The 14,410-nt window shown below is 39.4% G+C and carries 12 protein-coding genes; 2 read left to right on the forward strand and 10 right to left on the reverse strand.

The features are described 5' to 3' along the window. Window positions 1-142: 142 nt before the first annotated feature. The 4 genes from ACOQO5_RS13045 to ACOQO5_RS13060 all read right to left on the reverse strand — a co-directional run bounded on the left by ACOQO5_RS13045 (window position 143) and on the right by ACOQO5_RS13060 (window position 3,601). Window positions 143-502: an MmcQ/YjbR family DNA-binding protein gene (locus tag ACOQO5_RS13045; protein ID WP_420582129.1), complete on the reverse strand. Its 360-nt coding sequence runs from the start codon at window positions 500-502 to the stop codon at window positions 143-145. Beyond that, window positions 502-702, reverse strand: coding sequence for a DUF6728 family protein (locus ACOQO5_RS13050; protein WP_420582130.1), 201 nt, complete (start codon window positions 700-702; stop codon window positions 502-504). The genes ACOQO5_RS13045 and ACOQO5_RS13050 overlap by 1 nt, the downstream gene beginning before the upstream one ends. Beyond that, entirely contained in the window at window positions 702-2,642 is a 1,941-nt protein-coding gene (gene ispG, locus ACOQO5_RS13055) for a (E)-4-hydroxy-3-methylbut-2-enyl-diphosphate synthase (RefSeq protein WP_420582131.1), read from the reverse strand. Before ispG ends, ACOQO5_RS13050 begins: the two co-directional genes overlap by 1 nt. A gap of 263 nt (window positions 2,643-2,905) precedes the next feature. Next, window positions 2,906-3,601 (reverse strand): SDR family oxidoreductase, encoded by a 696-nt coding sequence (locus ACOQO5_RS13060; RefSeq protein ID WP_420582132.1) that lies wholly within the window; start codon window positions 3,599-3,601, stop codon window positions 2,906-2,908. Between the two features lie 121 nt (window positions 3,602-3,722). On the opposite strand from ACOQO5_RS13060, the gene ACOQO5_RS13065 reads away from it, so the two are divergent. Together ACOQO5_RS13065 and ACOQO5_RS13070 are read left to right on the forward strand one after the other, a co-directional pair. Next, window positions 3,723-4,451, forward strand: a complete 729-nt coding sequence (locus tag ACOQO5_RS13065; RefSeq protein ID WP_420582133.1) for an MlaE family ABC transporter permease — start codon at window positions 3,723-3,725, stop codon at window positions 4,449-4,451. Between the two features lies 1 nt (window position 4,452). Continuing rightward, window positions 4,453-5,208: an ABC transporter ATP-binding protein gene (locus ACOQO5_RS13070; protein ID WP_420582134.1), complete on the forward strand. Its 756-nt coding sequence runs from the start codon at window positions 4,453-4,455 to the stop codon at window positions 5,206-5,208. A gap of 250 nt (window positions 5,209-5,458) precedes the next feature. Here the strand turns inward: ACOQO5_RS13070 and ACOQO5_RS13075 are convergent, their stop codons facing one another. The 6 genes from ACOQO5_RS13075 to ACOQO5_RS13100 all read right to left on the reverse strand — a co-directional run bounded on the left by ACOQO5_RS13075 (window position 5,459) and on the right by ACOQO5_RS13100 (window position 14,403). Then, window positions 5,459-8,932, reverse strand: coding sequence for a hypothetical protein (locus ACOQO5_RS13075; RefSeq protein ID WP_420582135.1), 3,474 nt, complete (start codon window positions 8,930-8,932; stop codon window positions 5,459-5,461). 2 nt (window positions 8,933-8,934) lie between these two features. After that, on the reverse strand, window positions 8,935-12,483 hold the full coding sequence (locus ACOQO5_RS13080) for an ATP-binding protein (protein WP_420582136.1): 3,549 nt from the start codon (window positions 12,481-12,483) through the stop codon (window positions 8,935-8,937). A 103-nt stretch (window positions 12,484-12,586) separates the two neighbouring features. Beyond that, complete coding sequence (locus tag ACOQO5_RS13085) at window positions 12,587-12,904, reverse strand: DUF983 domain-containing protein (RefSeq protein WP_420582137.1); 318 nt, start codon at window positions 12,902-12,904, stop codon at window positions 12,587-12,589. Between the two features lie 25 nt (window positions 12,905-12,929). Beyond that, window positions 12,930-13,187 carry a hypothetical protein gene (locus ACOQO5_RS13090; RefSeq protein ID WP_420582138.1) on the reverse strand — a complete coding sequence of 86 codons (258 nt, stop codon included), beginning with the start codon at window positions 13,185-13,187 and terminating at the stop codon, window positions 12,930-12,932. 36 nt (window positions 13,188-13,223) lie between these two features. Continuing rightward, complete coding sequence (locus tag ACOQO5_RS13095) at window positions 13,224-13,796, reverse strand: DUF420 domain-containing protein (protein WP_420582139.1); 573 nt, start codon at window positions 13,794-13,796, stop codon at window positions 13,224-13,226. Window positions 13,797-13,818: 22 nt separating this feature from the next. Beyond that, entirely contained in the window at window positions 13,819-14,403 is a 585-nt protein-coding gene (locus ACOQO5_RS13100; protein WP_420582140.1) for a hypothetical protein, read from the reverse strand. Between the last annotated feature and the right edge of the window lie 7 nt (window positions 14,404-14,410).

Below are 14,410 nucleotides of genomic sequence, written 5' to 3' on the forward strand. Positions count from 1 at the left end.
CACTACCTCCGGTCTACTCGTTCGAAATGTCAAAGTGGGACGATTTATTTTTTGTGTCATCTCGACGACAGGAGCGGTCTTATCGTCTCAGGATTGGCTAATCATGAATATTCAATTGTTCATTATAAGAGTATCAAGCATTCTAACTGAGGCCTTCCAGCTCCAGCTTCAGTTTCTTAGGCAAGCTATCCACTATGAGTTCATAAGAATGGTCTATCAGTTCGTAGATCAGCTCGTCTGGCAGCGTACCATCAACATAAACTGAATTCCAGTGCTGCTTGTTCATGTGGTAACCCGGCTGAATGGCGGGATGATTGGCCCGGAGCTCTTGCGCTCGTTCGGGATTGCATTTGAGGTTGATAAATTCAAATTTGTCAATGGACGATAGGGCAAACATTTTGTCCATGACTTTGAACACCAGCGTGTCTGGACCAAAGGGGCAACTTTCTGCTACACCGGGTTTTGATAAACAGTAGTTTCGGTAGGTTTCGACATTGATCATTATTGCAAAAGGGTTTTCTTGATGATGAAATAAATCATACCCAAGAGAAACGCAATAATCGCAAATTTGTTGATGCCATGCATCATACGGAGGTTGATGTCTTTTTTCTGGTTCGGGTCTTCTTTTCTAAAGAAGTAACCAAACACCTCTCCAAGCGAGAAAAACTCCTTCAAACCACTTTTTTCTTTCTTTTCTTCCATTAGTTCAGGATTGCTTCTATGGCTTCTGGCTCTACCCAGTTGCCGTCGTCTTTTATTATCTGTATCAGTTCATCCACAGCATAGTCAGAATGAACAGCTCGCTTCACCACCTCTTGTCCACGGTACAGGGTGATCTTGTCTTTGCCCGACCCAACGTAGCCATAATCAGCATCAGCCATCTCGCCAGGTCCGTTTACGATACAGCCCATGATGCCAATCTTAACCCCTTTCAAATGGTCGGTTCTTTTTCGGATCATTGCGGTTGTTTCCTGTAGATCAAACAAGGTTCTGCCACACGACGGACAAGAAATATACTCTGTCTTAGTCATGCGTGTGCGAGCTGCCTGAAGAATCCCAAAAGCTGTATCGTTTTCTACCTTCTTGCTGCCATTGCCTGCCAACATTACGCCATCCCCAAGTCCATCGATCAAAAGACCTCCTATGTCAGTAGCAGAAGCCAATTGAAAATTTTCTTTGTCTGTAATCTCATGATGCCAGTTGATGACTACTGGTAAATCCACTCCCTTGACAATCAACTCAAAAACGAAGCGACGAAGCGATGCCATGGCGTGTGTATTGTTGGTATGCAACAAAAGAATCGCCTGATCATAATTTTTGAGTGTATCGATACAATTCAACTCTTCAGCTTCAACAGACACAAATGCTTTTTGAGCTGTGCTAATAGCTTGAAGCTCGTCTATGGAAACCAAAGGGTACTTTTTATCTTGATCCGAAACATCCTTCCATACTTCGAAATCAATAATTTCTTGCAATCCATTGGGCAGCATGAAATCTATCGGATGGCTACCTGAGTAAATGAAATCAGCTCCTGTATCATTCATTCGCCATTTGTCTGGTTCAGGCAAATAGAAGTGTCCAATTTCCTTGAGGTCTTTGATCTGAATACTTTTATTTTCACTAAAGTCAGCTATGACCCTTGGCACATTGTGATCGCCAAAATTTAATACCTCTTTCGTGTTTCTTCTTTCATATACAAATGGATCAACCGGGCTTTGGCTTAAAGGAGCAATTTGAGCATGCCCTGCTCTCTCTGCATAACGATCCACCAAGGCCTGAGCTACCGGTGCTTCAAATTCGGGTTCTTCGGTCAAAGATACTCTCACCGTATCCCCTAACCCATCTTCAAGCAAAGCACCAATTCCTACAGCCGACTTGATCCGGCCATCTTCTCCATCACCGGCTTCGGTCACACCCAGATGGAGAGGGTAAGGTCGTAGCCCTTCTTCCTCCAACTTATGCACCAACAGGCGATAAGCTTGCACCATAACACGAGTATTACTCGCTTTCATCGAAATGACAATGTCGTAAAACTCCAGGTCTTCGCAAATGCGAAGAAACTCTAAAGCCGACTCCACCATGCCTAGCGGGGTATCTCCAAATCGACCCATGATACGATCTGAAAGAGAACCGTGATTGGTTCCTATTCGCATGGCGGTGCCATGCTCTTTACACAGTTTAACCAGTGGTACAAACTTCTCTCTGATCCTTTTTAGCTCCAGCTCATAAGTTTCATCCGTGTATGCCAGCTCTTCGAATTTCTTTTTATCAGCGTAGTTGCCTGGATTCACGCGGACTTTTTCTACAATTTTAGCCGCTAGTTCTGCTGCATTTGGGGTAAAGTGAATGTCCGCCACCAAAGGCACATCATACCCTTTTTCACTAAGACCTTTTCGGATTTCTTCCAGATTCTGAGCTTCCTTGATACTTGGTGCCGTGATTCTTACATATTCACAACCTGACTCCACCATTCGAATAGACTGCTCTATGGAGCCTTCTGTATCCATCGTATCCACGGTAGTCATAGACTGCACTCGAATAGGATTCTCCGCTCCTAGCGGCACACCGCCTATATTAACTTCGATGGTTTTTCTTCTCCTGTATTCAGTGAGAGAAGAGCAATATTTATGTGAATCAGACATATTGCAAAAATAGTGAGGAGATGAATGAAATGGTTATAAAATAACTAATTATCAATCTTTCATATTCTGTTCCAATTTCATTCATTTTTTCCTTGATGAAAAAACGAATCAAAAAAATCAAGACTTAAAATTAATTTCTAAAATTCAGTCGCTCTGGTATTGAAATCCAAACTCACCCGATATCCATCGGGATCAAACAGTGGATTTCATCATGATATCCTACACTGAATTTTTAGACCGAAATTTATTTAAGGTCAATTATTCTAAATATCTCCCAACTGCGGACGGATAACTAATTCTTCAATCACAGCGTTTTTAGATAATTTATGGGCCGACCAAATGGCATCAGCAACATCAGATGATTTAATGAACCGTTCTTCTGGCAAATCTACCCCATCCCAGCTGGCGGTTAGTGTGGCCCCTGGGTGGACTGCTGTCACCCGAATGCCATGAGGTTTCAATTCTTCCCTCAATCCCAACGACATACCATGCATAGCGAATTTTGAAATACTATAAGAACCTCCATTTGGATAGGCTTTCAGTCCAGCGACAGAGCAGATATTGAAGATATCACCACTTTTATTTTCTATCATCTTTGGAATAAGTCCTCTTGAAAGGTGATAAGCACTATAAAGATTTGTATTGATCATCAACTCGAGTGAACCCGAGTCTTCCTTATGAATTTCACCTGGTATAAATGTTCCGGTATTATTGACCAACACATCGACGTGAGCCACAGAATCATTTACAAAACCAATGAATTCTTTCACTTCTTCAGCGTCTGACAAATCTGCCTTCATCGCATACACTTTTGTGCCTTTGACAGCATCTACCAGTTCATTGAGGTCGTCTTGATTTCGAGCACAAGTCACCACTTCAAATCCTTGCGAAGCAAATTTTTCAATAATAGCCCGTCCTATTCCTTTTGTTCCACCAGACACTACAATTGTCTTATTCATAGCATTTCTTTTTATGTCAAGGGCAAATTAAAGGTTTACAAAAATAATTGTCGGTAAAGTGATTTTAAATTCTGAGAGGTAGTCGAAAATTGTTATTTTGGTGGCGAAATAGAAAAATAAAATGGCAAGCATAGGGCGCTTTATATTATTTATCGGATCCATGTTCGTAAGACGAGAGAGTTTTCTCACTTACGTCCGGCTAACTGTAGATGAATGTATGAAGATTGGAATCAATTCAATTTTTATAGTTTCTATCGTGTCCGTATTCATTGGTGCCGTCACCACGCTACAAACGGCCTATAATTTGGTCAGCCCATTTATCCCCAGTTATGTAATCTCCTTGGTCGTAAGAGACATGACCATATTGGAGCTTGCTCCTACGGTGATGGCCATTGTTTATGCCGGCAAGGTAGGTTCTAACATTGCTGGAGAACTAGGAACCATGAGAATATCCGAACAGATCGATGCTTTGGAGGTTATGGGGATCAATTCGGCTTCTTATTTAGTTCTACCTAAAATAATCGCCTCATTTTTGATGTACCCCATGTTGGTGATTCTATCAGCTTTCCTCTGTATTTTGGGCGGCTTCTTAGCTGGCACACTCACTGATACACTCACGGGCTATGAATACATTTATGGTATTCGTTATGAGTTTGTTCCCTATAATGTAACTTTCGCTTTGACCAAATCATTCACCTTTGCATTGGTAGTCGCTGCTATTTCAGCTTACAAAGGATATTTCACCAATGGTGGTGCATTAGAGGTGGGACAAGCCAGTACAGCAGCCGTTACCAATAGCTGTATCGGTATCCTGACCGCCGACTTTTTGCTTACTAAACTTTTGCTATAAGATGATTGAAGCACAAAATATTAGTAAGTCATTCAATGACAAAGAGGTCATTAAAGACATCAGTATCAAATTTGATCAAGGAAAAACCAACCTTATCATTGGCGCTAGTGGTACAGGAAAAAGCGTGCTATTAAAAAATATTGTTGGTCTGATTCAACCAGACCAAGGTCAAGTACTTTTTGATGGTAGAGATTTTACTAATGCGGGTAAAACCCTCAAAACTGATATTAGAAGGGAAATTGGGATGCTCTTCCAAGGTGGAGCTCTATTCGACTCTATGACTGTAGAGCAGAATGTCATGTTTCCATTGAATGTCCTCACAGATTTAGGCAAAGAAGAAAAGCTAGACCGTGTAAACCACTGTTTGGAAAGAGTGGAACTTGTTAATGTAAATGACAAAATGCCTTCGGAAATCAGTGGTGGTATGAAAAAGCGAGTCGGTATCGCCAGAGCCATTGTGAACCATTCCAAATACTTATTTTGTGATGAGCCAAATTCAGGTTTGGACCCACAAACTTCTATCACGATAGATAACTTGATCAAAGAGATTACAGAAGAGTTAAATATCACTACTGTAGTAGTCACCCATGATATGAATTCTGTAATGGAAATTGGAGATAAAGTAAGCTTTATCTATCAGGGCCAGAAACTATGGGAAGGCAACAATGAATCTATTTTCGATTGTGAAGTAAAAGAACTTCAGGATTTCATTTTTGCCAACAACCTGATGCGAAATGTAAAAAGGCAGCGAGGCTAATCAGGTGTTGATCCAAAGCAACATCAAGAATGAAGAATAACTAATCAGCGCTGCGATAAGTTTGAACGCCCTCCAGTAAAATTGGTCCCCTTTTTTAACGAGATAACTAAGTAACATCATAACAGGATTGGATTATTTTTCTATTCGAAGTACTATAATTAACTGAGCAGATAAAAATTAATTATACCAAGTGCCGTATAATTTCGACAGATATAGCTGTTTTAACGGTTAACGGATATTAAAAATCTGCTTAAAATAGGGCTGTCACCTGCATTCTCCCCATGTGAATGGTAGGCCTGCCTTCTGATTTCCTGCCTTCATAGCCCAGATTCATTTGCAAACCTGAAATCAGCTTCTGACTGTAATTAAACTGCCAGGAATAATTAGTACCTGGCTGAAGGGCCTCGAGCAGTTCATAGGAAGCCGCGCTGGTCAAATCGCCCTCAAAAGAAATATCCGACAATCTAAAACTGGCGTTTAAAGCATTTTTTATACCATTTGACCATCGAGACTCAAACAACATTTCATGAATAGCAGAATTTTCTTTTCCATCAGCTACCTGCACATTGTCTTTTATAGCAAACCTATAAGAAGTGCTAAATCTTAAGTTATTGGCTGGCTGCCAAATGAGACCCGGCAAGTATTCTTCAGACTTGATTAAATAGTTTCTATTCGTCTGGTACTGAGACGCATTTTGGTTTTGCCTCCGTTTATAACCTCCCGTCAGGGTGATCTCCTGGCTCAAATGAAAGCGAAGATTCAAAGTATATTCACGATTCGCTCTGGATTCGATACCACGCGAGATCAATTGTTTGGAATGATTGACTTGGTATCCAACATCTCCTCCAAAGCCCCTCCCTGAGCGATTATAAAAAAACACTGTCCTCAAAGCATCTCGCACGTATATCAAATCCGCATTATCAATATCCAATTCAAAAGGATTAAATCGGGACCCAAAATCATCATTGGTATTTTTCTTATTGATATTCACACTTGATCTGTTGGACACTTTGCTAAGTACTTCTCCCAGCCCACCACTATTCTTCCACTTTCTAGGCAATTGTGAATTGATAGAAAAAATAAATACTGTATTGAAGGCATTGACAAATTCAGTAGTAGGTACAAACACTCGAATAAAAATTCGCTCATCAAAATTGATCGCTTCGAAAAATTCAGATAGGTCCTGTACTCCATCTCCATTCAGGTCGCGCCAGGTATGTGTGCCTTCGCCCGCTGCCACTTCTACATAGATGAATTCACGCAATATCTCTCTACTGCTGGAAGTGGCATACGACAAATCCGTTCGAATATGACCGTCCAATAGCCCCCCTTGCCAATTGAGTCGCCCAAGGATGGAGTTTTCATTTTCCAGGTGGCTAAAAGCCTCTTGATAATCGACCTGACGATAAGTAAATGTCAAATCCAGCCGATTTGAAGTATTAATATTTGCGGCAGCATTAGCAGACGCTGTCTTCGAATGAGTAAAAGGCACTAAAAACCCATGCTGTACATTGCGATCTTCTCTAATTGTATAATCTAACCGGTACTTCACCTTTAAGGAATCATTGCTTCGCAAATAGAAATTATGAGCGGTAAAATTCATGGCCGTTCGATACAAGGAATCATTTGCTGCCAATCGTATTTCGTTTTCATCTTGTTCGATCTTGTACCCCGGAACGACGAAGAATCTGTCCATAAAAATCTCACTATACCACCTTTTCCAATTTGATTTTTCAAGAGAATTATCATTTTTCAAATAAAAATGTCCGCCAGACAATTTCAATGAGCCCAAGCTTTTCTTAGCCTCAAATTCATGTTGAAAACCATCTATTGCAAACTCCTTTTGTCGCAAGGAGAATCTGCCTGAAATCAAATTTTGAAAGTCTCTGTGTAGTAAAACTGAACTATTGAAAATATTGTCTGCAGTCCTGAATGTATCAGCTGGAGCAGAATAGCTCCAATCACGATCATACTCCATAGCGCGATAACGGTCAATGGGACGAAAATCAGCCCCATCATGTTCAAAATCCATCGCAGCGGATAAAGTAGAGCGAGGCATAGAAGAAAGAGGTACATCTGTGGCCTTTACACCTACTTTGTAGGCCATATCTTTGTTGTCTTCATTTCCAATAGTAGAATACAAGTTTAGGTCTTGGTTCGAGAAAGCCAATTCCCCAAAGGCGGAGAGATGCTTAGTTAGCTTAGTCTCAGCGCCCACTACAATCAACTCCCGTGAATTGGGAGTAGGAACAAATCGAACCGCCTCATAATCTCCTTGTTTCACTCCAGAAGCAGGTGAAATCCACTCATACACTCGGCCATTGACATCATTCATGAGTAGTTTATAACTTCCATTACCCGATCCTACACTTGAAAAGGACACTCGATAAAGCTGCTGCGTAGAGTCCCTGGAATACACATATATTGAAGCGTTATTTCCATCTAAATCCAACGTATCCCGACGTTCGTATAACACCAAGTTTGGATTGTAATCTGCTTCATTGCCTCCTTCTATCGGCACTGGCAATTGATCATCACCCGACAGGCTCATATGAATCTTATCATCGTCCGAGAGCAAAAAGGCCAGGGGCTTGTTTTTGTTGTCCTTTTCTCTATAATATTCAACATGAAAGTTACTTTTTGCCGTATTTATTTCCTGTCGAGCATTAATAATTGATCTACTGTAATTCTGGTCTGAATATTCATATGTCACCCGAATTCGTGAAAATTGAGTGATTTGAATCGTAGGATTAAAGGTGACCTCCCCTAGGTTATAATCAATGATGTAATCGTGATTGTATCCTCTGGTCAAAATTTTTCCATCTAAATATACTTGCTCAGAATTCGCAAGCACCACTACAAATTGTTGACCCTCCGGCCCTGGCAATTGATAAGGCCCTTGAAGTCCTTCAATGGCCTGGACCGTAACATCTGCAAACTGTCCTTTTGCGGCGGCGACCGTCAAACTGGACTTTGCGCTGACCTTTTCATTTATATCATAAGAAATATCAAATTGACCACCCTGTACATTTTTATAATGTCTCATGAAATTGGAATTACCATTGTTGATCACCACATCTCCAGCTTTTAGGGAGAGTTTATCATTGTAGATTTCGAAAGTGATATTATCGAATTCGCGGAGCTGTAGTGTATTGCCTTCGGGTTGGAAAGGAACATTCTGATCTGTAATATCTGCTCGGATATTTAGATTGTCAGCCAACTTTCCATCCATTTGAAAATTAAAAACTGAATTGACATTTAGACTCTGAGAATTTCCAAATGTAACCCCACGGGACAAACTACCCGTTTTATAAATTTCAGGTGTTTCAAACAACTCTTCCTTTTTGTAGGCATAGTTATTATTCGTGGGGCGATGGTTAAATGAAGCCGTAGAGTCATATAGATTTTTTGATTTATGCGCGTATATCTTCCTTCTGTTTAATGGCAGCACACGATAACATACCTCTATGGGTTCTTTGATTGTGTTCACAGTCAATAGAAAGCTATGGTCGTCGTAAGAAAATGGAACTTCAGGATTCAGTGTGATTGAGGATGGGTCAATCACCAGGCTATCCAAAAGCGAAACAGAAGATTGTCCAGCTGGCAGCATCAAACATCTCAAGGAGCTCTGTGCATTGGCTGTTTGGATCCAAAGTATAAGTCCAAAGCAAAAAACGAAGCTTCGGGCACCAGATCTGGCATGATGAAATAATGCCGAAAACATGGCTATGAGGCTTGATAAAGTGGTAGTTCAATGAAAAAAGTAGTCCCCACCCCTTCTTTCGTTTCGAACCAAATATCACCTCCCGCATGCTCTATTCCTCTCTTGGCTACAGCTAGACCAATACCAGAACCTGATTCCTTCGTACTGAAATTCGGAATAAAAACTTTGTCCTGAATGTCCATTGGAATCCCTTCTCCTCGGTCTTTGAACTCGAGTCTAACTTTATCATCATGGTGATACATGGTGACAGATAAAGAAGGTTTTTCTACAGTTTTCATTGACTGAAAAGCATTCAGAATCAGGTTATTAAAAATCCTGCCAAACAATTTTTTATCACCCATGATAATTAACGTTCCCTCCTCTAATTCCTTATCAATTGTTTTATCAACATGTAAATCAATAGACTTTTCAAGTATCGTTCTTATGTCAAATGGTTCTCTTTCAGGTGTTGGCATTTTAGCAAAATGGCTAAAAGATGTCACTATTTCATCCAATGTATCAATTTGGCTTAATAAAATTTCAAGAGATTTTTTATCTCCTTCTTTTTCTCCCAAAATTCGATGCAAATGCTGAATAGTCAACTTCATCGGAGTCAGTGGATTCTTAATTTCATGAGCCACTTGTTTAGCCATTTCGCGCCAGGCCGCCTCTTTTTCATTCCTGGCTAATTCTACCTTGGTGCTTTCTAATTTGCTCAACATGTTATTATATTCATTCACCAATGTACCAATTTCATCATCTGTCTCCCATTCTATGGGTTGATTCACTTGAACAAAACCTGTGTCATGCAAGCGATCTGCAATAGCCACAATAGGTTTAGTCAGTTTAGAGATAATAAAATAGGCTATCAGGATAGATAAAATAAAAACGAAGGTGAATATGTTGATGATATTCCCAAATACCTGCAACTGCTGCCTTTTCAAATGATTTTTTGATGCAAAGTATGGGGCCGCTAACACACCCAACAACTCCCCGGTTTCTGGTGATAAAACTGACGCGTATGAAGTCTTGTACAAGAAGTCACCAATCGACTCATCCAATATCAAGCTTTCCTTGTTTTTTAAGATGAGTTCATCCATAGCATTTGCAACCAAAAACTTAGATACAATGTTGGATTCGAAAATCATCGGAGTACTGGAGGTAAGCAATCGCCCCTCTTTACTGTATAAATTGAGATCCATTCCAGAAAGGTGAGCCAACTGGTACAAATCATTTTCGAGCTGTTCTTTGTTTATTTGCCTACTGTAAAATGCACTGAGGTAATCATTTACATCTTCTGTCAATACCAATGCTTTCTTCAGGTTGGACTTATCAATTTCTTTTCTATTAGAAACGTCTGTACTGGTCATTACCGCCACTCCGACCAAAACCAAAGGAATGATAAAAGACGCTCCCGAATAGAGTAATATTTTCGTAGAAAAACTCAACTGAACCATCTTTACAGGTAAAATCAGATAGTTCAGAAGAAATATCAAACTTGCCACACCAAGGAATAGGGCAAACAAAAAAGAGAAATTCGAAATAATATTAACCCCGGGGTAAACGGGGCTTGAAATCAGGATAGACTTAGCTCCGGATTTTGCTCCCAAATGATAGAAGCCTTGTTCCTCTATCCCCGAAAGATACAGCTGAGGCTTCGCCAGCATTTCATCATTTACAATTGACTCATAATCAAATTCACCAGACTTATAAATCAAATTTCCTTCTTGATAAATGGCATAATCGTAGTCGTTTGATGAACGCTGAGATCGGTCTGCGAGCAATTGAGGAAGGACTCTTTTGCCTGAGAATTTCTTCAAACGGAGCTCGATTTCCAAATACCCGGTAACATTCCTATACCTTTCTAGCTCAACAAAGCATACAAATTTTTTTCTCTTTTGTAAATCCATCCGACCATCGTAGTAGATATCTTCATAGCTAGTCGCAAATGCTGGCGATTGATATCTTCGTTTGAGGTCTATAATGGTCTTTCCTTCATGTCTGCTTGAAATGGCATTACCTTTTTCATCAAAAAGCGAGATTTCAATTTCATAATTATTGAAATATGTATTGAAATATGTTCGACGAATACGCTGAATGATGCTTTTTCGTTGAGCCTGTGGGTTGATCATTTTACTGTTAATGACCAAATCGTTTTTGATTTGTGACATTAAGTTAGATAGTAGATATTCCCCATCGATATCACGATCCAATTGTAAATAAGTAGCAAACTTTCGGATTCTATCAGTTTCTTTCTTTTCATATGATCGATAAATCAAAATAGAACCGGTCAATGCCAGAAGAATAGCAGATAGCATCAAATAATTTAAGCTATCAAACTTCAATCTTTTTAAGTTCGCTGGCAGATTGAATTGAAAAACTACGATTTGATAAACCACGTTACCAATCAGCACTAAAGCTATATTGTCATACCTGAAAAGAATCACTCCAGCAATCAACATACACACCAAATGAAGGCGCAAAAATTGACGTCGGTTGCCGTCTATATGTCTAAAGATTTCAAAGCCAAAATAGGTGATCAAAAAATACAAAATAGCAAAGAGGGAAATGAGCAGATAGGCAAAAACTCTTTCAACAGTAAACTGTAGCGATTCTGTAATGTCTAATGAGATTTGTGAATGAGCTAAGATTATTTGCAGCGTATCTGCAAAAAGATAAAATGCAAAATAGCCCGAGAGTATAGTCAAATAAGAAATTGAATATGACCATTTTTTGTTGATCCAATTTTGAAAATTGTCCTTTTGGGCGAGCACATATACCAAAATCAAATTGAGTGCTATCACATTCAAAAGTGCGTCGCCCAAACTGGAAAAAAACCATTCAAATCTAAAGGTAGACCTACCAAATACGCCTAATCTAAAATAAGCACTTGGAAACTCGGCTCCGATCATGATACCACGAATAAAAACAAATGTCATCATCAGAAATATCGCCCCAGAGGCAAACCCTTTTCTCTCTTTGATTCTTAGTGCCAGATAATAGGCCATCAAATAAAGGCCCGCAAAAAACAAAAGGACGGTAAGCAATATCAGGTAATTCGCTTGAGGGGTGTAATTTGACCTACCCGTCCACTGAACGCTAAAAAGTTCCTTCCCTTTGTATGTAATTGGAATGGCGTTAGGACCATAACCAATCTCAATATTATTAGGAATGATCTCTCGATTGTATTCACCAGGAAATGATCGTAGCGAAGAATCAAAAACTCTTCTAACCGGCACAAAAGCAACCACCTTATAGGCTCCTTCATTGGTAATTCTATCAAAAGTTTTGAATAAGTACTCCCCTTGTCTGGAAGAAAGCAAAGGTTCTGATGGCGCTAAGATAAATTCTTCTAGCGGTGGAATTAGTATGTTATTAGTCCAACTAACCAATTTCCCTTTCTGATTGTATACCAGGAAATCTATACCGAGAACGGGTTTATAAAAGGGTATTTGGTCTTCAGCCATTGAATATGCCTGATCAAACCTGTCATAAATTTCCTCAATGGCTTGTTCGATGTTGACCGCTTCTTCTTCTACGTTTATTCGAGAAAATACGATGAGATAGGCCAAGACCGCAAATGCTACGGCGGATAATGCAATTCCAGAAAATATGTACTTGTTGGTATGAATAATCTTGACTTTTAATCAGTCAATCAAAATACACAAAATAATCCTAATCAGAGTATTTAGGTTTGAATCTAATACCACCAAAAAGGTGAAGGAAAATAGCCCTGGAATACTTAAACATCAAAGGCCAAAGCAAGGCTACAAAGCTCATCACTACCGTCATATACACCCAAGTATCCGGATTATTAAAGAAGTTATATAGGATAAATCCGGTGGTCAGCGTAATGGCGGCTGAAAAAGCATAATTCACAAACATGGCACCAAAATAAAAGCCTGGCTCAGGCTCATACGTCTGCTCACACTGAGGGCACTTATCATGCATTTCCAGATTGAACCATTTCTCTTTCAAAGAGTGTTTGAACATATTGCCTTCTCTACAACGAGGGCATTTACAAGACAGGAGTGCTTCGCTTGAGCTTATTCTTTGCATGGATTCTACTTTTTCTATACCACAAAATCCCAATGACAATGATGGCCAAATAAGGAGTGACAAATAAGTACATGATACCAAAGTTCAGTCCTTCTGCGAGACTCAACTCCCCATGACTTACATTATTCACAATAGTTGTCTTGCACATGGCACATTGCGCCAATGAATCAGCTACCGCACTAAACAACAAACCGATAAAAATGACTGCCTTTTTCATTTGATTGGGTTACTAGTCAAATGGTTTTGACGAATATTAAAGAGGATAGTATGGCCTTGCGAGAAAATAAACCAAAACTCCCGTGATTGAAACAAACATCCAAATCGGCCAGGTGTATTTCACTGTCTTTTTATGCTTTTCGATTTCACCTGCTATGGCATAATAAAAAGCAAATAGAACGAATGGTATCACAATGAAAGACATGCCGATATGAGAAAACAAAACGGTCAAATAGAAGTATCTCAAGTTTCCAATTCTCACTTCTTCCCCATGTTCAAGTATTCCATTCAGGTTGGCATCTCCATATATGGCTGATGGACTTGTAGAATGATATATCGAATAGGCTAGCACGAAAATAATTCCCAATGTCAAAGCAAAAGACATGAAGAATTTGTGCCATAGGATTTCGCCCTGTCTCGCATATCTCTTTCCCATAAACAAGAAAATTGCAGTTGTAGTATTAACAAAGGCATTAAATGCTGGAATATCCTTCAACCAAACATAATCAGCAGAAATCTTATATGGTGAGAAAAGAAATACCCCAATTAAACCCGGCACTGCAATAGAGAGCAGGACAATTACCAACAATGCTACTTTACTATCTTTCATCTTCTTTAAGTTATTGTGAGTTTTACTTACTCAAAAGAATATATAATTCCGTATTTAGTCGATCAATCTCCTTTAATTCATAAGGATCATAATACCCTCTAATCCGTCTATTCTGATCCACTAATACCAAGCCACTATCGGCTTTCATCTGAGCATTCAAATCCAGTTGCAATATACATCTTCCTAAGCGCATCAAATCGCTATCAGGCAGATTATATCTCTTCCAGGACGCATAACGAGAAGTAGAAATTGCAGTGTCTTCAAGCTTTTTAATTGAAATTAAACTTATGTCTTTTCTCTCTTTATACTTCTCGAGAAAAGTATAAAGATTGTTTCTCAACAGCTCATTTTCTGTATTTCCTAATTCATATACTGCAAACTGTCCATCGATTACACTTTCTTTCAATACATCCTCTAAATGGGACTTATCCAACTGATAAAACTGGCTTGCAGGTAGCACAGGGCAATCGCCCAATGGAGAGGTAATACCTCCTTCAAAGTAAATTGGAATATCAAATTCGTTTTTTCCAAACCCTTGTAAGAACAAATAGATCAATACTGGAAAGATCAGGGTCAGAAAAAGTATGATGGATTTAGTTTTGTTCATTTATAGC

It is taken from the genome of Reichenbachiella sp. (assembly GCF_965223055.1).
In the GTDB taxonomy this organism is placed as follows: domain Bacteria; phylum Bacteroidota; class Bacteroidia; order Cytophagales; family Cyclobacteriaceae; genus Reichenbachiella.